Raw genomic sequence first — 19,345 nt, 5'->3', positions numbered from 1 at the left:
AATTGCCTTAATTCCCCGTTCGTCTTTTCCGTTGCCGTTCGGTATACTATGGGTTATAGAAAAAAGCACCGGTGGAGGGTTTTGCCATGACACAGGCGATCACAATCATGACGGTTGCCATTTTCATATTGAACATATTCCTCGCCGTCGCGCTGATCTTCCTGGAGCGGCGGGATGCAACATCCACCTGGGCGTGGCTCATGGTCCTCTTCTTCATTCCGGTTTTCGGGTTCTTCATTTATCTCCTGTTCGGAAGGCAGCTCCGCAAACGGCATATGTTCCGCTGGGAGGGGCGCAACCGGATCGGGATTGAGAAGCTCGTCGACTATCAGATCGAGGCGATCGAAGACGGGACGTTTGAATTTAACCTTGACGACACGGCCCACTATAAAGATATGATTTACCTTCATCTGCGAAACAATCATGCCCTTCTCACACAGGACAACGATGTGGAGATTTTCAATGACGGGACGGCGAAGTTCGAATCGCTGATTGCGGATCTCGAGCAGGCAAAGGATCACATCCACATCCAGTACTACATCTTCCGGCTGGACAATCTCGGCAGGCGGATCTTCGATGTACTCGTGAAAAAAGCGAAGCAAGGCGTGAAAGTCCGTGTCCTCTACGATGACATGGGCTCCCGCGGCCTCAGGAAGCGGCATTTCCGGGAACTGGTGGAAGCCGGCGGCGAAGTGGAGGCGTTCTTCCCGGCCATCCTTCCGCTCATCAACCCGCGGATGAACTACCGGAACCACCGCAAAATCGCCATCGTCGACGGGCGGATCGGCTATATCGGCGGATTCAATGTCGGCGATGAATACCTTGGGCTGAAAAAGAAGTTCGGCTACTGGCGGGACACGCACCTGCGGATCGAAGGCAGTGCGCTTCATCCGCTCCAGACCCGGTTCATCCTGGACTGGAACCAGGCATCCACCACTCATGATATCGAATACGCGGACCGGTACTTCCCCGCCATCCCGAGGAAAGGCGAGGTCGGCATCCAGATTGTCTCAAGCGGACCCGACGCCGACTGGGAGCAGATCAAAGACGGCTATCTGAAAATGATCAATCTCGCGAAAAAGTACATTTACATCCAGACGCCTTATTTCATCCCGGATGCCAGCTTTCTCGATTCACTCCGGATCGCCTGCCTGTCGGGCATCGATGTCCGGATCATGATCCCGAACAAGCCCGACCACATGTTTGTCTACTGGGCAACTTACTCCAATGTCGGCTCGCTTCTCAGGGCCGGAGCGAAAGTGTACATTTACGAAAACGGGTTCATCCACGCGAAAATGATCGTCGTCGATGATGAACTGTCGACGGTCGGCACGGCGAACATCGACGTGCGGAGTTTCAAGCTGAACTTTGAAGTGAATGCCTTCATCTATGACCGTGAAGAATCACACGAACTCGCCGAACTGTTTGAACAGGACATGCGGCTCTGCACGGAACTGACCTCGGAGGCCTATCATTCCCGATCGACGGCCATTAAGCTGAAAGAATCCCTGTCACGGCTCGTCTCGCCGATCCTGTGAACAGACGAAAATGCCCGGAAAGCCAGACGGCCTTCCGGGCATTTTTGTTTATTCACTTATCCGGATCTGAAGGCGCACCCTTCCCGGAACCGAGCAGGTACTCTTCGAGCGTGAGTCCGCTGGAATGGATCTTCGCCGCGATTTCCTTGCCGACGTAGCGGTAGTGCCACGACTCGTGCATGTAGCCGGTGATGTCCTCCTTGCCTTCCGGATAGCGGAGAATGAAGCCGAACCTGTGCGCGTTGGCGAACAGCCATTTCCCGGCTTCCGTGTCTCCGAATGAATCGCGGGCCCAGTGCTGTTCCTGGTTCACTTCGCCGATGTCGAACGTCAGGCCGGTCTGGTGCTCCGAGTAACCGGGACGCGCGCTGTACCGGTCCGCCGCTTCCACGCCGTCGCGCGCCACATACTGGTCATACAGTTCCTTTTGCCGCTCAAATGTGCGGAATGTGCTGAACGGGGCCAGTTCAAAGCCGTCAAGCCGTGCGGCGGCGGCCATTTCGTCAAATGCTTCCTGAGCCTCGGGATCCACCCCGGGTGCGAAATCTGCCGGGAGCGGGTATTTTTTATTGGCAAGCAGCACGCCGTCGATATAAGTCGGTTCGGACGGGAGCGGGCGGTTGTCGTCATACTCCGCAATCCCGGCAAGCGGATCATCGGCGGACGATGCAGGGTCCCCGCCTTTTTCGGAAGTTCCCCCTGCGGGCTGTGTCACGACGCCGTCCGCAGGCTGATCGGGACCGTCGCCGGTCGGCTGGCCTGCGGAATCGGGAGCCGAATTTTCTTCTGTCCCTTTCTGACCGCCGGAACCTGCATCCGTCGGGGTTTCGCCGCCTAGTGCACCCCTCAGCGAAGCCGCGCTCTCTTTCAGGTCCCAGCCGTGGGCGCCCGTCCAGGCCGCTCCTCCGCCGAAAAGGAGAACGGCGACCGAAGCGGCGGGAACCCATCCTTTGCTTTTGTGTGTTTTCTTGTTGCGTGTATCGATTCTGCGCATCGTTAGCGGCTACCTTCTTTCCTTATTTTCCATTTCTTTATCGTACCACATCCAGGCCTTGTTCCGTACGTTCTTCCGGTGTGCTATTCTATTTTCATATGACTATTTTTCAACGCGGAGGATGGACCCGATGAATGCACGATGGCTTTCTCTGAACTTCTTTGCTTACTTCTTCACCTGGGGCATCTTTCTGCCGTACTGGACCGGCTGGCTGACGTCGGTCAAGGGGCTGAGCGTTTTTGAGGCCAGCCTCGTCATGGGCGCCGGGATGATTGCCCGTGCCCTGTCGACGCTGTTTCTCTTCCCTGCCGCGGCCCACCGCCTGCCCCTCACGAAACTGATGAGGATCTCCATTCTCCTGTCTCTCTTGATCGGCCTCTTTTACATACCGGCACATTCGCTTGAGGCGTTGTTTGCCGTGACACTCGCGTTCAACCTCGTTTATCCGAATCTCCTGCCGGCGATGGAGTCCGGCGCCTCGGTGCTTATCCAGTCCGAACGGATCAACTATGGCCGCAGCCGCGCCTTCGGTTCGCTCGGTTACACGGTCGCCCTGCTCGTCATCGGCGGCCTAAACGCCTGGTTTGGCAATTCAGCCATCCTGTGGACGATGTTTGCCGGGCTTGCCGTGTTCTACGTTGCCCAACTCGCGGGACCGCCCGCCGTGCTGAGCGCCCGCGCGGCAGAGTCCGGCGAAGGGAGGCGGGGCAATGCATTCCGGCAGCTGCTCGGCATGCGGGGGTTCGTCACCGTGCTCGGCATCTCCATCCTTTTGCAGAGCGCGCATGCCTCGTATTATAATTACGGGTTCATTTACCTGGAGGACCTCGGGGTGGCAAGCTTTGCAATCGGGGTGATCCTGAACGTCGCCGTCATCGCGGAGATCGTGTTTTTCGCACAGGCGGACAAATGGTTCGGTTCGATGAAGTCCTCCAACATGTTCCTGATTGCCGCAGCCGGTTCCACGGCCCGCTGGCTGCTCATCGCACTCGTCCCGGCCGTGTGGATGTTCACGCTCACCCAGGTGCTGCACGCCGTGTCTTTCGGCATCGCACATTATGCATTCATCCGGTACATATCCGAAAAGTTGCCGCGCGGACTGCTTGCTTCCGCGCAAGGTCTGTACGCTGCCCTCGGGATGAGCCTCAGCACCGCATTCCTCACGCTGCTCGGCGGGGCCCTGTACGGCGTGTCGCCGAACCTCTCGTTCCTCGGAATGGCGATGTGCACCATTCCCGCCGGCCTGCTCGTGCTGGCAACACGCAAGCGGTTCTCTTACTGACGGGGCAGGCCGCCCCGATGTTGCAGGTCAAGCCAAAAGGCAAGGACTGCGGATATTTCCGCCGGTCCTTGCCTTTTTTGATTCACCTCAAAACCACATCATTGCGAGCAATACGACAAACAGGAGTCCGAAAAAGCCGGCAAGCAAGTTCATCCACCTGGCTTCGCGGAACATCCCGCGTTCGCGGAAGCCCGATGCCCGGGCCGTGTTCGTGAGCACGAACAGCAGCGACAGCGAAAGCGCGGCGCCGTACATCGCCTGCCGGATGATGAAGACGATTGTCAGGACACCCACGACGGCGATCAGTCCGCCGAGCACCCACCGTTTCCCCTTTGACATGCGGCTCCCCCTTTGGCAAATTGATAAAAAGAGGCAAACGGCAGGACCCGGGTCGCTTCCGTTTGCCTTTATCCGATTAAATCACTTGTGATCCTGTATTCAAAGAGATCATTCCACCGCTTTTTCAGGATGCTGGTAGTAGAACTTGCGCCCGATGTACGTCTGGATGACGAGGAGGGCCCCGCTGACCGCCCAGTAAAGCGGAAGTGCCGACATCGCGGTAAAGGAAATGAACGTGATCATGATCGGTGACATGTAAATGAACATTTTCATCTGCTTCTGTTGCTGTTCAGGCATCGTCCAAAGCGAAACACGCGCCTGGAACAGGTACACGGCTCCCGCGATGAATGCCATGATGATGTCCGGGGCACCGAGGCTGAACCAGAGGAACTGGTGAGCCTGCACGTCCGCGGAGTAGCGGATCGAGAAGTAGAGGCCCATGATGATCGGCATCTGGATCAGTACAGGCAGACAGCCCATATTGAGCGGATTGACTCCGTGTTTCTGGTAAAGACCCATCATTTCCTGCTGCAGCTTCATCTGCTCGTCTTTGTCTTTCGCAGCCTTGATCTTCTTCTGGATCTCGTCCATCTCCGGCTTGAGCGCATCCATCTTGACCTTCATCGCCTGCTGGCTTTTGTAGTTCTTCAGCATGAGCGGCATGAGGACGAGGCGGATGATGACCGTGATGACAATGATGGCGAGCCCGTAGTTTCCGTTGAACGCCTCACCGAGCGACTCGAGCGCCCATTCCATCGGACGGACAAACAAACTGTAGAACGTGCCTTCCTTGTTCTGCACGCTCGAGCAGCCGCCGAGGAGTGTCGCCGTCGCCACGAGGGTGATGATCAACCCTATGCGTTTATTCAATCAATTCACCTACATCTTTTTTCAGGCTATAGAGTAGTATACATCAACCCTCACAGGCATTTCAATTGCGGGCAGGCGCTCAGGCCCCCCCCCCGGCCGGCAGCGCGAAGGAAAAGTAGTCGATCTCCTTGCGCTCCCTGAACTGTTTCGGCGTCATGCCGGTGTATTTTTTGAAGGTGCGCGTGAAATAGCTTTGATTGCAAAAACTGAATTGCTCGGCGATCGTCGAAATCTTCAAGTCGGTGTTGCGAAGGAAATACTGCGATTCCTCGATCTTTCTCATGTTGATGTAGTCAATGAGCGTCAGGCCGGTGTGTTCCCTGAAAATCCGGGAAAGATGGCTCGTGCTGATGTTGAAATGCTCTGCCAGCCGGGCCACCGTCAGATTGGCTTCGATGGAGGCGTCGATGTATTCGATCAGCTCATTGACGACCGGGTGGGGCAAATCCGGGTTTTTGCGCCCCTGGAGAACATGTATGAAAAACTCGACCATATCATTCGTCAGGTCCTGGATGGCGTCCGTGTCAAATTTCCGCTCGACGATCCTCATGCACGTAATATTGAAAGCCACAGTCCGCTCAACAGTGAATTTCGGCTTGAGGAGAATCCGGGCAACAAGCGCAGAAATGATAATGTAGTAAAAAGAAACGTCACGGTCCGCCCGTTCTTCGCCGGCGATTTCGCAGATCATCTCCACGATCTTATTGAGACGCTCCTTCGCTTCCGCCCTTTTCCCTTCTCCGATGCACGAAAGCAGTTCTTTTTCCAGCCGGTAGAAGTCCTCGCTTCTGTCATAGGCCCTCATCACTTCAAAGTCGTCCAAAAACGCCTTGGTCATATCCTGCAACCCTGGGTTCATCATCCTGTTTCACCCGCTTTCTCTATCATGCATTGGGGATCCGTTCGTCCGGCTCACCGCCCCCGCCCTCTTCCGCGGGTACCAGAACGCGGAGATGGCCGGGAAGAACAGAAACTTCCAGAGGCGTGACGCCGCACTCATCTCCGTCGATGTTGCAGACGAGCGGTCGATCCGATTCCACGCGCAGACGCTTTGTCCGGAATGTTTCGACGGCCCCCGCCTCCTGAAGTTTTCCAAGAAGCAGCGCTGCAGACATCCGGACGAGATTCGGCAGTTTCGTGTTTTTGATCACCGTCACATGCAACAGTCCGTCGTCCGTTTCCGCCTCCGGATTCATCCGTTCAAATCCGCCCGTTGAGTTGGTCAGCGCGAGAAGGAGAAGAGAGGCTTCACCGGACCAGCTTCCGTGATCATGCCACAGCTGCAACTCGTTGCCTTCTGCTGAAAACAGAGCCTTGGCACCATGCGCGATATAGGCCAGCGGTCCGAATGCAGATTTCTGTTCAACCGGTACGCCGGCCACGCCTTCCGCGAGCGCGCCGATGGCAATGATGTTCATGAAATACCTGCCGGCCGCCATTCCGATATCCGCCGGTTTGGGCACAAGATCCGGCAGCGCTTGAATTGCTTCTCCAACATCCAGCGGAATGCCGAGCGCGCGTGCAAAGTCATTCACCGTTCCAAGCGGAAGCAGTGCAAAGAGGGGCCGCTCCGGAAGACCCGCGATGCCGTTGACCGCTTCATTCACCGTTCCGTCACCGCCTGCCGCAATGACGAGATCTGCCCCGTCCCGTGTCCCCTCCCGGGCAAACCGCTCCGCATCTCCCGCTTTTTCCGTCAGCCGGGTCGTGACCGAATAGCCGGCGCCGGCGATTGCTGCTTCTGCAGATTTCCGGATCTCTTCTGCTTTTTCCTTGCCCGATGACGGGTTCATGATCAAAACCGCCTGCCGTTGCCGTTTTTCCGACATGTCGCCACTCCATTTCCTGCTCGTTCGTATCCTTCTATACCCTTCGGGCGGAGAATCTCACCTGACCGCACCCGAATTCCCCGTTGAATGCAAAGACGCAAAGAGGCCGTCTATCCGGCGCCGGATAGACGGCTGTCTGGAACGGATTTACAGATTCTCGGTGTTAATCCGATTCTCATCCGTGACGGTATCAGTGTTTTCCTGTTTATGCTCTTGGTTTTGGTCGGTGCCGCCCAGTTTGGCCTGTTGTTGGCCGGCCGGCTTGCCGGTCTCTTTCTTATGATAGAGTCCATCCTCGTCCGGCGCCAGTTTTTTGTCGTCCTGCACTTCCTGGTTGTAGTAATGGACGCTCGTCTGCGCGCCTTCCGCCACCATGTCGTTGTCCTGAAGGTCATATGGATCGGAATAGCCGGCTTTCGTGTCGTCGCTCCTGTTCAGCTGCTGGCTTTCGACGAACGAGTCCACTTTCGTCTTCAAGTTATTGAATGCCACCATCGCTTTATCTCGGTTTTCCTTTTTGCTGAAGTATGCATAGGCACCGGCTGCAAGCCCGGCCAGCAACAGATTGCGGTTTTTGTTCGCCATTCTCCATCATCCTCCATATTTTGCTCTTTGTCAGGTCAATTATTTATCCATAGTCGAGTATACCCGTTCACAAGCTTTCAGAAACCTGCATTCTCATATCGATATGCGGGACGCCTTCGTCATCGTAAGGCTCCGAGATGGATTCGAATCCGCAAGATCCATAGAACGGTTCCAGATGGTGCTGAGCCTGCAGCCGGACCGGCACGGCCCCCCATTCTCCGCGGATGATGTCCTTCGCCCGCTCCACAAGTCCGCGCGCATGGCCGTTCCCCCGCCAGGCCGTCTTGACGATCACGCGGCCGATTGACGGCTCGTCATACCGCTCACCCGGCGGCAGGATTCTGCAGTAGGCGGCGATTTCTCCCCCATCCGTCCCGATCAGATGAAGCGCCTGGCGGTCATGTCCGTCGATCTCCCCGTAGATGCACCGTTGCTCGACGATGAACACATCCACCCGGAGGCGGAGCAGCTCGTAAAGCTCGTCGGTCGTCAATTCTTCGAATCGTTTCATTTCCCATTCCATGGAATCCCCCTCTTTCATTTCAATTTGATTACATTATTCCATAACATATAGTTGAAGTGCGATTTATTTGTTATGCTAGATGAAATAAAAAAGAGGTGGGGGAAGCCATGATCCGTTTGATGACACCGAATGATATCAATACTGTCCGGCAGATTGCGGAAATCAGCCGGCGCCGAGCGTATGAAGGACTATTGCCCGCCCAGGCACTCGAGCAGTCGCTGAACCGCGACTATTCGGCCCCGATGCTGATGAAGCGGATGGAAAAGACGACGATGCTCATCGCGGAACATGAAGGCATGCCCATCGGATTCGCCAACATCACGCGAGTAGATGAGGATGGAGACGCAGAACTGACGGCTTTCCACCTCCTCCCGCAAGTTGAAGGACTCGGCTACGGCCACCGGCTGATCGAGGCCGGGATCAGCCGGCTCGAAGGAGGGCTCCGGCTGTTCGCCTACGTGGAAGGCCCGGACAGCGAAGCCTGCTCATTTTTTGAAGGTTGCGGATTTGAACTGCTGGATGAATTCGAAGAACTGTTCGAAGGCTATCCGACGCTCACCGCACAATATGTTCACTATCTGAAAACACCGGCGCTCGTCTGAGCAGCCGGTGTTTTTTCATTTTTTTCTTGAAATCAAAGCGGGCGCATCGGCTCTCCAAAATCATCATCGGAGTAAGACGACGGTTCCTGCGGTGCGACGGGCGGTTTGCGGACGAGGCACATGATACCGGCGATGTAAAGCAGGATCGATGTGAGCGTCAGGATCCCGGCAAGGAATCCGGCGACGAGGAACAGAATGCCTGCAAGTTTCGAGTTCTTTTTCAGATTAACAACCGCGAAGACGCCCAGGATCGTGCTGATGATGAGCGCGACGATGAAAAACCAGCCGAAGCCGACCATCCAGTCGATGACCGAGTACATGATGTCGATGATGCTTTGCGCCTCGGATTGGCTGAGTGTCGGGTCATTCCAGATTTCCGCCTCGAATTCTTCGCGGAATGCAGGGTCCGACGAAATCATTTTCGTGAAGCCGTTCAGGAGGAACACCCCGATGATCCCCAGGACATTGAAGACGATGCCGATGATGCCAAGAACCATTTCTCCCGTCCGCTTGAATGGTCGCCCATATGCGGTCTGTTCATATTGCATGGATGAAACACCTCTTTTTCTTTTGTTCTCCTTCATCATACGGCTATCTTAGCATATGGTTTCATCCGAAAGGACAGATTTTTTGGACGCTGGAAGGTTTATGCAAACATTTGCCCGGGTATTCTCCAAGTATAACCAAAGAGACGGGAGAGAGAAGAATGGAGAAAAAATTGATCTTTAACAACGCAGATGCCATGTATGCCATTGCCGGTTCATCGGTGCTCACCGCCATCTTGCTGTTGCTTACATTCTGAGGAGGACGACATGGCTGACATTCTGGATTTAGGTACATAAAAAGCAATCCGACCCTGATGAGGACCGGATTGCTTTTTTGATTTTGTTCTGGATTTTATCCCTGGACTTTCACATCATCGTAGTCCGGGTAGCGTTTGAACGCCGTCACAACATACGAACAGACCGCTTCCATTTTGTAGCCGTGCTCACGAGCATGCTCGGCGGCCCGGTCCAGCAGTTGCTTCGCAACGCCGCCTCCCCTGAGCGACGGATGAACGAATGTATGGTCCATGACCATGACGTCCCCCATCATCGTCCACGTGATTTCCGCATCCTGCTTCCCTTCATCCGATTCATGAATGAACGCATACGCATCATTGCCCAGTTCCTGCAGTTGGAATTCCATTTTGGTGTGCCCCTTTCGCATCATTTCAACCTTTGCAGTTGCGGGGGTGTGCGGGAGAGGCCGAGCGGCGCAATGGCCTTTAGGGGTGCGGGAGCAGAGTGAGGGAGCGGGGAGTGGTGCTGCGGGGCATCGGAAGTCGGGACCTTAATCCGATATCCGGTTCCTTACTCCGATTTTCGGTCCCTTACTCCGAAATCAGGTCGCTTACTCCGAAATCCGGTTCCTTACTCCGAAATCAAGTCCCTTACTCCGAAATCCGGTTCCTTACTCCGAAATCAGGTCGCTTACTCCGAAATCCGGTCGCTTACTCCGAAATTCAGTCACTTACTCCGAGATTCGGTCCCTTACTCCGAAATCAGGTCGCTTACTCCGAAATCCGGTTCCTTACTCCGAAATCCGGTCCCTTACTCCGATATCCCATCCCTTACTCCGATCTCCCACTCACCCGGCCTTTCCACGTGGCCCCGGCTTCCTGCAAAGGTTTTCCTTTTTTCAGTCTATCTGCTGGCGGGACCCTTTGCAAACCGGATGCTCTGGATTAAACTGGTCTTCAGACCCCTCAGGCAGAAAGGATGCAGCCCATGTCACTTATTTTTTGGACTCAGATCGTGCTCATTGTCATGTTTGCCCTGTTTGCGTATGCCATCTTGAAAAAAAAGGCGTATTTCTTGATTTCCGGCTTTGCCACGAGGGCGGACGCGGAACAGGAGGAGCTGATCCGAAACGGCTATCCGCAGGGTGTCGGCAGGCTGTTTTTCTTTCTTGCCGCCGGCCTGGCCGTCATTCAAATCCTTTCGTTTTTCGGGTTCTCCCACTCATTTGAAATCCAGATGGCCTTCCTGTTCCTCGGTTTGTTCGGCGGACTCATCTTGCTGTCGCGAAAGGAAATTCCCCAAAAGCGGAAGCGGGCGTTCATCACTTCCTCCGTCATGGCCGTTCTCGTCATCGGCGGGGTCTCCGTCCTGCTCCTGACGGGAAGCCGTCCGGTTGCCGTCACATTCGGGCCGGATTCCCTCGACATTTCGGGGATGTACGGGGAGGAAATCTCCTACCAAGACATCCAGTCCTCCGAACTGCTTGAACGCATGCCGGATGTTTCCTACAAGGAGAACGGCTTCGGCTTTTCTTCATTTGCAAAAGGTTGGTTCAAGACGAAAGAGTATGGGTCCGCCCTTCTTTTTGTCGACATGAGAAAACAGCCTGTCCTGCTGATCAAGACAACCGACGGACCCGTTTTCCTCACGGGAGCAAGCAATGCCCAAACACAACAGTGGAAAAAAAAGATCGATGAAAAAACGGATGCCCCGGCCGATTAAGCCGGACATCCGTTTTTTTCGTCAGCTGAACCAGGATTTGACGGTGTCGATCAGTTTGTTGAAGAAATCCTTCACGCTTTGCCAAAATCCTTCGTCTTTCAGTGTCTCTTTTATTTTGTCGCCGTATTTGTCGTTCAGTTCCTGGCCAAATTGGCTGAGCTTGTCGGACCATTTGCCGAAGTCGATATCAAGCTGGCGGATGCGGTCCATCAGGTCGATGAGGAGCTGGCGGTCTTCGGGCTTCAGTTCGATTTGCAGCTTGTCGAGCTGTTCCTTGACGATCCGCTCGACGTCTTCTTTCGTGGCCGGCTTCTGGTCGGCGATCTGCTGTTTCAGATTGGTGAGCAGTTCATTCACTTTCTGCTCCTCGACGCCCGACTTTTCGGTCAGGTCCGTGGCGACGGACAGTTCGTCATTGGCGACGTCGGTGCGCTCGGTATCGAGCTCTCCGCCGCTTGCTTCATACGCTTTGTAGATCCCCGCAAGCGCCGAGTGGCCGGAGACCGGCTTCGGCGACGCGACATCGACGTTCGCGTCTTCGATGCCGGCGGTCAGCATCGCATTCGCATACATGTCGGACGTGACCTGCGTGATGTTATCCGGCGTGACGATCTGGATGACCAGTCCGCTGCCCGCATCGGTCACGGTGATTTTCGCAGACGAATACATCCGCGCCCGCGGATTGGAGTCTTTGATGTATTTGCCGAGATCTTCTCCGGAGACGGTGATTTCTTCCATTTCCGCCTCGTCGTCAACATCGAGGCTCTCTTTGACGCTCGCTTTTTCTGCATCCGACAGGTTTGCCCCGTATACGACGATCGGCACGCCGAGACGCTCATCGACCGGCGTGTCGGCCGAGGCAGCAGGCGGCAGGATCAGCGAAGCCATCAGCGCCAGCGCCGCCGGCAGTGCCCATTTAATTTTTCGTTTCATCCTCATTCTTCCCCCTTCAACTCAAAGTGCCCTACCCATATAAACGGGCAGAGCACTCGAAAAGTTTCACTTTCAATCAGCAGAGCCCGTTCAGGCTTGTTCTTCTTTCAAATAAGTCCAGCCGTCCTTCTGCTCGATGCGCCGGCCTTTCATGAGCTTGCCGAGCGCCCGCTTGAACGAGGCCTTGCTCATGCCGAACATTTCCTCGATCTCTTCCGGCGTGGACTTGTCCCAGAACGGCATTTTCCCTCCGGCACTGTTCAAATAGCGAAGCACTGTTTCGGCATCGTCTCCGATCCGCTCTTCCTTCCTCGGCAGGAGCGATCCGTTCAGAGAGGCGTCGTCGCGGACGCCGATGACCCGCACTTCCAGTTCCTGGCCGAGCCGGGGCTCGAATTTCATCTCCGAATGGTGGACGAATATCCGGTATTTCTCCGGCTCCGTCAGCATGAACGCGCCGACCGGCAGCAGCCGGTAAGGACGGGCTTTCAGGTTTTTATTGAAAATCGAAGACGGGGCGTCGACGAATTCGTCCATGATCCGCTCTTCGGTGACGAGCCGGCCGAACAGATTGCCGCCCTTGTCGGTGCGGAGCGTCATGTACAGGCAGTCTCCCGGCTTTGGCCACAGCTCGCGCAGCTTCGGCATGTCCGCGGGATTGACGATCACTTCGACCGATGTTCCGATATCCGTCCGGATGCCGTCACGGCCGTCCGTGTCGATCACCTCCGCCCATCCGTAGGAGCCGATTTCCATGCGGGGGAGCCGGGAAGTGGCGGTCAGATTGCCGCGCCGGTCCGGATGGATAAAGACTTTCAGCCTGTCCCCTTCCTCCAGTCCTTCCGGCGCTTCCGAATCATTCATGAAAATTTCCTCTTCCCCGCACGACAACACCCAGCGGGAGCCTTCCCTGCGCTCTGCAGCCGCTTCGATGATCCGGCCGGATTCTGCCTTCGCCATCCTCATCTCTCCTTTTCAATTCCCGTTTTGTCTTCCGTTTGTCCGCCGGCCATCCGCCCGAGCACTTCCGGATGTTCCTCCAGCGTCTCGACCAGTTCGGTGATCCGGTCGATTGCATTCCAGCTCAGGTGGTGCTCAATCCCTTCGACATCGCCGTAGACATATTGCTCATCCACGCCGATGATGCGGAGAAACCGTTCAAGCAGTTCGTGGCGGCGGACCAGCTTCCGGCCGAATGCTTCGCCTTTTTCCGTTAATATTAACCCTTTATACCGTTCATAAACTAAATAGCCTTCCCGGTCCAGCTTTCGGGCCATCTTCGTCACCGAAGAAGGCAGGACTTCCAGCGCCTCGGCGATGTCGGAAACTCTGGCCTCCCCGCGGCCGCCCGACTTCAGCCAGATCTGTTCGATATAGTCTTCCATGCTCGGCGTCGCCATGCCATCAGCCCTTTCCTATCCTGTCCGTCCATTATAGCACGAGGAAGGCGGCGGTTTAAGGAGCGTCACAGTCGGGTATTTTCCAAGCAAAGGCCATTATCTTTTATTAACGTCTTGAAGGAAAGCGGGTGAAAATCAATATGGGCAAAATACTATGGTTCATCATCCTCGCGCTCATCGTATTCTGGGTGCTCGGGCTCATCTTCAAGGTCGCAGGCGGATTAATCCACATCCTGCTGGTTGTCGCGGCCGTACTGTTTATCATTTCACTGTTCACGGGCCGAAGATCCGCCTGAAGAAAGGGATGCCGCACAGCGCGGCATCCCTTTTTATTTAATCTTAGCGTAAATGCACGTATCGCGCACACCGTCACCCGACACCGAACGGGCATCATTGCGGAGCGTCCCTTCTAGCTCAAAGCCGAGCCGTTCCGGAATCGCGCGGCTTTTCAGGTTGAGTGAATCGCAGCGGATTTCAACGCGGCGCGCTCTGAGCGACTCGAAAGCGAACTCGGTGATCCGCGCAGCCGCCTCGGTCATATAACCCTGGCCGGCGAAACGGCTGTCGATCCAGTAGCCGATCTCAAACTTCGGCACTTCCCAGTCGATCCGGTGCAATCCGGACGAGCCGATAAAGGCGCCGTCCTCGATCCGGTACAGATGCAGCCGGAGGTCTTTTCGTGTAACGAAGTCCGCGACCGCCTGGCGAAGGCTTTCCTCCGTCGCCTCAAGCGTGGGCGCTTCCTTGGCGAACGGCAGCCATTCCTTCAGTTCTGCATGGGAATGGGTCAGCGCATCGCATACGTCCGCAGCGTCATCCAGCCGCGGCGCACGGATGACCAGGCGTTCCGAGCGAAATTCATCCGGAAATACCGGAGGGCCGGACACCTGTGCGGGTTCTTCCAGGCTGTTCTCCCGGTCGTTCCACTCCACAGGCGTCGTTGTTCCGCTCAGGAAGTCTTCGCGCGTCATCCCGTAGGTGACGGCGTCATAGTACGACTCCTCCTTCGGCGAATACCACGCCTTGCGGAGATGGGCTTCCTTTACAAATCCCGCCCGCTCGAACGTCTTGCGCATCGGCGCGTTGTCCTGGCGGGTGTGCCCTTCAAGCCGGATTTTCTTGTCCGGCATGCTGAAGACAAAGTCGCAGATGAGCCGCAGCGCCCGCCGGCCGTAGCCGTGCCCGCGCGCCCGGTCCGCGATTCTCAGATCGAACATCGGAATTTCATCCTGCATGTCATACAGCTTGACGATCCCGACTTTCTCTCCTCCGTCCGTCTCTACCCAGAACGTCTTCACTTCATCCGATTCATAGCCGCCCTCTCCGATCGCCTTTTCGATCATCTCCCGCGCCGGGTGCGGAATGCCGTGGTACGGCCAGCTGTTTTCCGTCATGAAGTGGATGAGCTCTTCCTGTTCCTGCATCGTCCATTCTGTCAGTTTCATCCGAAGTCCCTCCGCAGTGCGCTACCCCCGGATCCTGATCAGCCGGAGGGAGTTCAGCACGACGAGCAGCGTCGCCCCCATATCCGCGAAGATCGCGATCCAGAGCGTGAGCCACCCCGGAATGAGCAGGAGCAGCGCAGCAATTTTCAGTCCTAATGCAAACATAATGTTTTCTTTGATGATGCGCAATGTTTTTCGACTGAGCCGTATCGTATACGGCAATTTTTCCAGATCATCCGCCATAAGGGCGATATCCGCCGTCTCAAGCGCCGCGTCTGTCCCTGCACCGCCCATCGCGATGCCGACCGACGCAGCCGCAAGTGCCGGCGCGTCGTTGATGCCGTCTCCCACCATGGCGGCTGAACCGTGCGAGTTGTTGAACTCCTTGATGGCTTTGAGCTTTTCATCCGGCATGAGTCCTGCCCGGACATCCGTGATCCCGATCCGGCCGGCGATGGCTTCGGCCGTTTTGCGGTGATCGCCCGTGAGCATCGCGATTGCCCCGACCCCCGACCGCTTCAGATTCCCGACGATTGCGGCAGCCTCGCGCCTTTCCGAATCGGCAGCGGCGATCAGTCCGGCAAACCGCCCGCCGGAAGTGACGGCCATGACCGTCTTGCCCTCTTCGAGCAATCGCTCTGCGTCCTGCCGGAATGAAACCGGAATATCTGTCTGCTCACTGATCCAGTCAACACTGCCGACGGCAACCCGGTCTCCCGCCACTCTTCCTTCGGCCCCTTTTCCGGTGACCGACCGGAAGTCCGTCACTTCCGGCACGGCGGCTCCTGATCCGCGTGCTTCTTTCAGGATCGCATTTGCCAACGGATGCTGGGACAGCGACTCGACCGCAGCCGCGAGGGCGATGAGCCGCTTCCGCTCCATGTCTTCCGCCATAAGGACGTTCGTCACTTCCGGAACGCCGTTCGTCAGCGTGCCGGTCTTATCAAACGCCACTGCACGGATGCGACCCAGCTCTTCAAGATGGACGCCACCCTTGATCAAAACGCCGTTTCGGGCTGCGTTTCCTATTGCCGTCACGATGGCGACCGGCGTGGAGACGACAAGCGCGCACGGGCATCCGACAACGAGGACGGCGAGGCCCTGATAGATCCATGTGTGCCAGTCCGCTCCCAGCAGCGGAGGCAGTACGGCGACCAGGAAGGCCACCGTCATGATTGCCGGCGTGTACCATTTGGCAAAGCGGTCGACGAATTTCTGGGAAGGGGCTTTTTCCGCCTGCGCCTCTTCGACGAGGTGGATGATCTTGGCGATCGTCGTGTCCTCCGCCCCCTTCGTCACCCGGACTTTGAGTGCTCCTTCCCCGTTCAAAGTGCCTGCGAACACTTCGTCATCAGGCCCTTTCGCCGCCGGGACCGACTCTCCGGTGATGGCCGCCTCGCTGACCGATGAGCGTCCTTCGATGATGATTCCGTCCATGGCCAGCTTCCCGCCCGGACGCACCACCATGACGTCCCCGATCCGGATTTCTTCGGTCGGGATTTCGGCGGGGCTGCCGTTCCGGATCACTTCCGCAACGGGCGGCGCCAGGTCCATGAGGCCCCGGATGGACTGACGGGCTTTGTCCATGGAATAGGCCTCCAGCATCTCCGAGATGGCAAACAGGAAAACGACCACTGCAGCTTCGCGCCATTCGCCGATGATCGCCGCACCGATGACGGCGATCGTCATCAGCGTTTTCATTTCAAATTCCAGACGGGCCAGATTCCTCAGGCCGGCCCGGAACATCCCGAGCCCGCCGGCAAGGATGGACGCAGAAAACAAGGCGATCGTCAGCCAGGCAGACTCCCCTGCCGTGTAGGAGGAAATGAGCCCCGCCGCCAACAGAATCAGTGATACGCCGGTGACGGCGGTTTCCTTTCGCCGGAGAAGCGGCGTTTTCTTCATTTCGGGACGCTTGTTCGCCGGCACGACCTTGATGCCGTCAAATGAGCCCGCTGCTTCAAGCTCTTCCACCGTGGCACCGCCGATCACAGTCAGCTTCGACGCGCCGAAATTCACCTGCGCCCCGCTGACCGTGCTGAGCGAGCTGACATTCCGCTCGAATTTCGCCGCGCAGTTGGCACAGCTGAGGTTTTCCAGCCGATATTCCTGCTTCAGATCAGTTCCCATCCGTATCATCCTCCTCGGCGTGCTCTTGTGCGATGCGGACCAGATCGCGCACATGATGGTCCTGCAAAGAATAATAAACGAGCCGGCCTTCCCGTTCGGACTTGGCGAGCCCATGCTGCTTCAGATAGCGGAGATGATGGGACGCCGTCGCTGTCGACGAGCCGATGATGGCCGACACATCACAGACGCAGAGCTTTCCGCCGATCAAAAGGGAATAGGCAATCTTTAGACGGGTCTGGTCGGCCAGGGCCTTGAAGATCGCCGACATTCCTCCGAACTCCGGAAGCTGCTCCCTGATTAAAGGGACAGTGTCCGCATGAATGCACGTAACATCACAAATCTCTTCCTGTTGCTGAATGCCGGGGTTCCTCCCGGCCTTTGGCTCATTTGCCGCATTCACGACTTGTTCCCCTTTCATTCAAACGTTCATTTGATTGTATGACCTCATTGTATTCGGAGAACTCGCCGAATGCAAGGCCATTCAAACAGAGATTTGAGTTTCCCTCAAATATTGTGCATCGGGAAGGTTTTTTGGACGCGCTAAGGGAATAGAAACATATAGAAGATACCAACCGAGTGACAGAAACCGGCTCCGGGCAAACCGCTGTCCGGTCCGGCAGGAGAGCGAAGGAGTGACAGATTGATGTATAAAAAAATCCTTGTTGCAGTGGATGGATCCGACCACTCCAAGCGCGCCGCCGAGCACGCGGCGGATCTTGCCGCCTCGACGGGCGCCGCTGCAGACATGTTGTACGTGGTCGACTACGACCGCTCCCGTGAAAAGGAGTTCGAAAGCGTCCCAAAAGATGAACTCGAAGGGAAAATCACCGACCGGCTCGACCATATCTTCGAAGTGTTCCGCGAAAAAGGCGTGGGTCCCGCGCTCAAGATCCAATACGGCGAACCCGGACCGACCATCGTCAAATTCTGCAACGCCGAAGATTACGACATCCTCATTGTCGGCAGCCGCGGCCTGAATGCCTTCCAGGAAATGGTGCTCGGCAGTGTCAGCCACAAAGTCGCCAAGCGTGTCGACTGCCCCGTCCTTCTCGTCAAATGACCAAACGCCCATCCGGTGCGGATGGGCGTTTTGGATGTACAGGCCGATTGCCAGAGGGCGGAGGGCGGGTCCTGTCCATTCATCACCGCTTTCTATCTATTCATCGCCGCTTTCTATCTATTCATCACCGCATTCTATCTATTCATCTCTGCTCACCACCTGTTCATCCATTTCCAAGGGGGAATCTCATCATGAAAAAAGGAACATTCAACGCCATCACGGACATTGAAGGCGTGGCGGTCGGCCACGTTACGCTCGACGGCCCGCTCGACGGGGAGGACTACCGATGCACCGGCGTGACGGCCATCCTTCCTCACGCCGGCAATCTGTTCAAGGAAAAAGTGCCTGCCGCTTCGTTTGTCCTCAACGGGTTCGGCAAGACGGCCGGCCTCATCCAAGTTGAAGAACTCGGCGTGCTCGAGTCACCGGTCATGCTGACGAATACGTTCAGCGTCGGAGCCGTACTCGAGGGAACCCTCCGGCATATGCTCTCGGAAAACCCTGAAATCGGCGACTCGTCCAGCTCGCTCAATGTAGTCGTCGGCGAATGCAACGACTCTTTCCTCAACTCGATGCGACGGATGGAAGTCCGTCCGGAGCATGCCGAACAAGCGATCCGCTCGGCAACGGGCGGTGAATTCGCGCAGGGCGCGACAGGGGCCGGCAAAGGGATGATCTGCTACGGCGCAAAGGGGGGAATCGGCAGTTCTTCCCGCACCGCGGAGCATGCGGGACGCCGATTCACCGTCGGCACGCTCGTGCTCACGAACTTCGGACGCGGCAATGAATGCCGGTTCCCCGGATGGGTCGCACCTGAAGAGCCGGCTCCTGAAACACCGGTTGCGGGCTCGGATCCATCCGCCTCGGACCGGGATGAAAAACGGCCGGACGGCTCCGTCATCATCGTCGTTGCGACCGACGCCCCGCTCGACAGCCGACAGCTCGGCCGTCTTGCAAAAAGGGCATCCATCGGGCTCGGGCGAACGGGCACGCACATCCACAACGGCAGCGGCGACATCATCATCGCTTTCTCCACCGGCTATACCGTCCCGCATGGCGGCGATGACCCGCTCATCGTACGCGAAACATTCAAAGACGATCACCCGCTCATGAACGACCTGTTCCAGGCCGCCATCGAGTCCACCGAGGAAGCGATCCTCCAGTCGCTGCTCCACGCGGAAGACACACGCGGACGCAAAGGACGCTCAGTCAAAAAAGCCGATTTCGAGACCGATCCCCTCGGCTGAATCAAACAAGGGCAGGTTCTCCCGATACGGGGAACCTGCCCTTTCTTTGATTTTATCTTCCGCC

22 protein-coding genes are annotated in these 19,345 nt (G+C 56.6%); 7 read left to right on the top strand and 15 right to left on the bottom strand.

Going from position 1 to position 19,345, the window contains the following annotated elements:
* The first annotated feature begins 86 nt into the window (after positions 1-86).
* Positions 87-1,538, top strand: a complete 1,452-nt coding sequence (gene cls, locus ACFFIY_RS05645; protein WP_354197737.1) for a cardiolipin synthase — start codon at positions 87-89, stop codon at positions 1,536-1,538.
* A gap of 52 nt (positions 1,539-1,590) precedes the next feature.
* Here the strand turns inward: cls and ACFFIY_RS05640 are convergent, their stop codons facing one another.
* Positions 1,591-2,532 (bottom strand): M15 family metallopeptidase, encoded by a 942-nt coding sequence (locus ACFFIY_RS05640; protein ID WP_354197739.1) that lies wholly within the window; start codon positions 2,530-2,532, stop codon positions 1,591-1,593.
* Positions 2,533-2,662: 130 nt separating this feature from the next.
* Between ACFFIY_RS05640 and ACFFIY_RS05635 the strand changes: the two genes are divergently transcribed.
* Entirely contained in the window at positions 2,663-3,814 is a 1,152-nt protein-coding gene (locus ACFFIY_RS05635) for an MFS transporter (protein ID WP_354197741.1), read from the top strand.
* An 87-nt stretch (positions 3,815-3,901) separates the two neighbouring features.
* Here ACFFIY_RS05635 and ACFFIY_RS05630 read toward each other — a convergent pair whose 3' ends face one another.
* The 6 genes from ACFFIY_RS05630 to ACFFIY_RS05605 all read right to left on the bottom strand — a co-directional run bounded on the left by ACFFIY_RS05630 (position 3,902) and on the right by ACFFIY_RS05605 (position 7,948).
* On the bottom strand, positions 3,902-4,153 hold the full coding sequence (locus ACFFIY_RS05630; protein ID WP_354197743.1) for a hypothetical protein: 252 nt from the start codon (positions 4,151-4,153) through the stop codon (positions 3,902-3,904).
* Positions 4,154-4,261: 108 nt separating this feature from the next.
* Positions 4,262-5,023 carry a membrane protein insertase YidC gene (yidC, locus tag ACFFIY_RS05625; RefSeq protein WP_354197745.1) on the bottom strand — a complete coding sequence of 254 codons (762 nt, stop codon included), beginning with the start codon at positions 5,021-5,023 and terminating at the stop codon, positions 4,262-4,264.
* A gap of 79 nt (positions 5,024-5,102) precedes the next feature.
* A complete protein-coding gene (locus ACFFIY_RS05620; RefSeq protein WP_354197747.1) occupies positions 5,103-5,882 on the bottom strand; it encodes a helix-turn-helix transcriptional regulator in 780 nt (259 codons plus the stop codon).
* A gap of 25 nt (positions 5,883-5,907) precedes the next feature.
* Entirely contained in the window at positions 5,908-6,852 is a 945-nt protein-coding gene (locus tag ACFFIY_RS05615; RefSeq protein WP_354197749.1) for a diacylglycerol/lipid kinase family protein, read from the bottom strand.
* Positions 6,853-6,999: 147 nt separating this feature from the next.
* Positions 7,000-7,437, bottom strand: coding sequence for a YbyB family protein (locus ACFFIY_RS05610; RefSeq protein WP_354197751.1), 438 nt, complete (start codon positions 7,435-7,437; stop codon positions 7,000-7,002).
* Between the two features lie 67 nt (positions 7,438-7,504).
* Entirely contained in the window at positions 7,505-7,948 is a 444-nt protein-coding gene (locus ACFFIY_RS05605; RefSeq protein WP_354197753.1) for a GNAT family N-acetyltransferase, read from the bottom strand.
* A gap of 119 nt (positions 7,949-8,067) precedes the next feature.
* Between ACFFIY_RS05605 and ACFFIY_RS05600 the strand changes: the two genes are divergently transcribed.
* A complete protein-coding gene (locus ACFFIY_RS05600) occupies positions 8,068-8,562 on the top strand; it encodes a GNAT family N-acetyltransferase (protein ID WP_376837204.1) in 495 nt (164 codons plus the stop codon).
* A 32-nt stretch (positions 8,563-8,594) separates the two neighbouring features.
* On the opposite strand, the gene ACFFIY_RS05595 is transcribed toward ACFFIY_RS05600, so the two are convergent.
* Both ACFFIY_RS05595 and ACFFIY_RS05590 read right to left on the bottom strand, forming a co-directional pair.
* The gene (locus ACFFIY_RS05595) at positions 8,595-9,110 is read right to left on the bottom strand and encodes a DUF4064 domain-containing protein (RefSeq protein ID WP_354197757.1); all 516 of its coding nucleotides are present in this window, start codon (positions 9,108-9,110) and stop codon (positions 8,595-8,597) included.
* A gap of 349 nt (positions 9,111-9,459) precedes the next feature.
* A complete protein-coding gene (locus tag ACFFIY_RS05590; RefSeq protein ID WP_354197759.1) occupies positions 9,460-9,750 on the bottom strand; it encodes a GNAT family N-acetyltransferase in 291 nt (96 codons plus the stop codon).
* A 581-nt stretch (positions 9,751-10,331) separates the two neighbouring features.
* Between ACFFIY_RS05590 and ACFFIY_RS05585 the strand changes: the two genes are divergently transcribed.
* A complete protein-coding gene (locus tag ACFFIY_RS05585; protein WP_354197761.1) occupies positions 10,332-11,066 on the top strand; it encodes a DUF3784 domain-containing protein in 735 nt (244 codons plus the stop codon).
* A gap of 21 nt (positions 11,067-11,087) precedes the next feature.
* On the opposite strand, the gene ACFFIY_RS05580 is transcribed toward ACFFIY_RS05585, so the two are convergent.
* From ACFFIY_RS05580 to mntR, 3 genes are all read right to left on the bottom strand, one after another.
* A complete protein-coding gene (locus ACFFIY_RS05580) occupies positions 11,088-11,999 on the bottom strand; it encodes a DUF1002 domain-containing protein (protein WP_354197763.1) in 912 nt (303 codons plus the stop codon).
* Positions 12,000-12,089: 90 nt separating this feature from the next.
* A complete protein-coding gene (locus ACFFIY_RS05575; RefSeq protein ID WP_354197765.1) occupies positions 12,090-12,959 on the bottom strand; it encodes a CvfB family protein in 870 nt (289 codons plus the stop codon).
* A gap of 2 nt (positions 12,960-12,961) precedes the next feature.
* On the bottom strand, positions 12,962-13,399 hold the full coding sequence (gene mntR / locus ACFFIY_RS05570; protein WP_354197767.1) for a transcriptional regulator MntR: 438 nt from the start codon (positions 13,397-13,399) through the stop codon (positions 12,962-12,964).
* 128 nt (positions 13,400-13,527) lie between these two features.
* Here mntR and ACFFIY_RS05565 point away from each other — a divergent pair, with 128 nt between their 5' ends.
* A complete protein-coding gene (locus tag ACFFIY_RS05565) occupies positions 13,528-13,695 on the top strand; it encodes a lmo0937 family membrane protein (RefSeq protein ID WP_354197769.1) in 168 nt (55 codons plus the stop codon).
* 33 nt (positions 13,696-13,728) lie between these two features.
* Here ACFFIY_RS05565 and ACFFIY_RS05560 read toward each other — a convergent pair whose 3' ends face one another.
* The 3 genes from ACFFIY_RS05560 to ACFFIY_RS05550 are packed head-to-tail and all read right to left on the bottom strand — an operon-like array spanning position 13,729 to position 17,392.
* Positions 13,729-14,844, bottom strand: a complete 1,116-nt coding sequence (locus ACFFIY_RS05560) for a GNAT family N-acetyltransferase (protein WP_354197771.1) — start codon at positions 14,842-14,844, stop codon at positions 13,729-13,731.
* Between the two features lie 21 nt (positions 14,845-14,865).
* Positions 14,866-16,974 (bottom strand): heavy metal translocating P-type ATPase, encoded by a 2,109-nt coding sequence (locus tag ACFFIY_RS05555; protein WP_354197773.1) that lies wholly within the window; start codon positions 16,972-16,974, stop codon positions 14,866-14,868.
* On the bottom strand, positions 16,964-17,392 hold the full coding sequence (locus ACFFIY_RS05550) for an ArsR/SmtB family transcription factor (protein WP_354197775.1): 429 nt from the start codon (positions 17,390-17,392) through the stop codon (positions 16,964-16,966). Before ACFFIY_RS05550 ends, ACFFIY_RS05555 begins: the two co-directional genes overlap by 11 nt.
* A 225-nt stretch (positions 17,393-17,617) precedes the next feature.
* On the opposite strand from ACFFIY_RS05550, the gene ACFFIY_RS05545 reads away from it, so the two are divergent.
* The gene (locus tag ACFFIY_RS05545; protein ID WP_354197777.1) at positions 17,618-18,034 is read left to right on the top strand and encodes a universal stress protein; all 417 of its coding nucleotides are present in this window, start codon (positions 17,618-17,620) and stop codon (positions 18,032-18,034) included.
* 191 nt (positions 18,035-18,225) lie between these two features.
* The gene (locus ACFFIY_RS05540) at positions 18,226-19,281 is read left to right on the top strand and encodes a DmpA family aminopeptidase (RefSeq protein ID WP_354197779.1); all 1,056 of its coding nucleotides are present in this window, start codon (positions 18,226-18,228) and stop codon (positions 19,279-19,281) included.
* The last annotated feature ends 64 nt before the right edge of the window (positions 19,282-19,345 follow it).

The sequence above is a fragment of the Bhargavaea ullalensis genome (assembly GCF_042432615.1).
Taxonomy (GTDB): domain Bacteria; phylum Bacillota; class Bacilli; order Bacillales_A; family Planococcaceae; genus Bhargavaea; species Bhargavaea ullalensis.
Note: the sequence above shows the minus strand (reverse complement) of the source record. Positions and strands in the feature narration are given on the sequence as shown.

Excerpts from the sequence above, each read along its gene's own strand:
- cls (WP_354197737.1), top strand. The coding sequence starts at position 87 with ATGACACAGGCGATCACAATCATGACGGTTGCCATTTTCATATTGAAC.
- ACFFIY_RS05640 (WP_354197739.1), bottom strand. The coding sequence starts at position 2,532 with ATGCGCAGAATCGATACACGCAACAAGAAAACACACAAAAGCAAAGGA.
- ACFFIY_RS05635 (WP_354197741.1), top strand. The coding sequence starts at position 2,663 with ATGAATGCACGATGGCTTTCTCTGAACTTCTTTGCTTACTTCTTCACC.
- ACFFIY_RS05630 (WP_354197743.1), bottom strand. The coding sequence starts at position 4,153 with ATGTCAAAGGGGAAACGGTGGGTGCTCGGCGGACTGATCGCCGTCGTG.
- ACFFIY_RS05620 (WP_354197747.1), bottom strand. The coding sequence starts at position 5,882 with ATGAACCCAGGGTTGCAGGATATGACCAAGGCGTTTTTGGACGACTTT.
- ACFFIY_RS05615 (WP_354197749.1), bottom strand. The coding sequence starts at position 6,852 with ATGTCGGAAAAACGGCAACGGCAGGCGGTTTTGATCATGAACCCGTCA.
- ACFFIY_RS05610 (WP_354197751.1), bottom strand. The coding sequence starts at position 7,437 with ATGGCGAACAAAAACCGCAATCTGTTGCTGGCCGGGCTTGCAGCCGGT.
- ACFFIY_RS05605 (WP_354197753.1), bottom strand. The coding sequence starts at position 7,948 with ATGAAACGATTCGAAGAATTGACGACCGACGAGCTTTACGAGCTGCTC.
- ACFFIY_RS05600 (WP_376837204.1), top strand. The coding sequence starts at position 8,068 with ATGATCCGTTTGATGACACCGAATGATATCAATACTGTCCGGCAGATT.
- ACFFIY_RS05595 (WP_354197757.1), bottom strand. The coding sequence starts at position 9,110 with ATGCAATATGAACAGACCGCATATGGGCGACCATTCAAGCGGACGGGA.
- ACFFIY_RS05590 (WP_354197759.1), bottom strand. The coding sequence starts at position 9,750 with ATGGAATTCCAACTGCAGGAACTGGGCAATGATGCGTATGCGTTCATT.
- ACFFIY_RS05585 (WP_354197761.1), top strand. The coding sequence starts at position 10,332 with ATGTCACTTATTTTTTGGACTCAGATCGTGCTCATTGTCATGTTTGCC.
- ACFFIY_RS05580 (WP_354197763.1), bottom strand. The coding sequence starts at position 11,999 with ATGAAACGAAAAATTAAATGGGCACTGCCGGCGGCGCTGGCGCTGATG.
- ACFFIY_RS05575 (WP_354197765.1), bottom strand. The coding sequence starts at position 12,959 with ATGGCGAAGGCAGAATCCGGCCGGATCATCGAAGCGGCTGCAGAGCGC.
- mntR (WP_354197767.1), bottom strand. The coding sequence starts at position 13,399 with ATGGCGACGCCGAGCATGGAAGACTATATCGAACAGATCTGGCTGAAG.
- ACFFIY_RS05560 (WP_354197771.1), bottom strand. The coding sequence starts at position 14,844 with ATGAAACTGACAGAATGGACGATGCAGGAACAGGAAGAGCTCATCCAC.
- ACFFIY_RS05555 (WP_354197773.1), bottom strand. The coding sequence starts at position 16,974 with ATGGGAACTGATCTGAAGCAGGAATATCGGCTGGAAAACCTCAGCTGT.
- ACFFIY_RS05550 (WP_354197775.1), bottom strand. The coding sequence starts at position 17,392 with ATGAAAGGGGAACAAGTCGTGAATGCGGCAAATGAGCCAAAGGCCGGG.
- ACFFIY_RS05545 (WP_354197777.1), top strand. The coding sequence starts at position 17,618 with ATGTATAAAAAAATCCTTGTTGCAGTGGATGGATCCGACCACTCCAAG.
- ACFFIY_RS05540 (WP_354197779.1), top strand. The coding sequence starts at position 18,226 with ATGAAAAAAGGAACATTCAACGCCATCACGGACATTGAAGGCGTGGCG.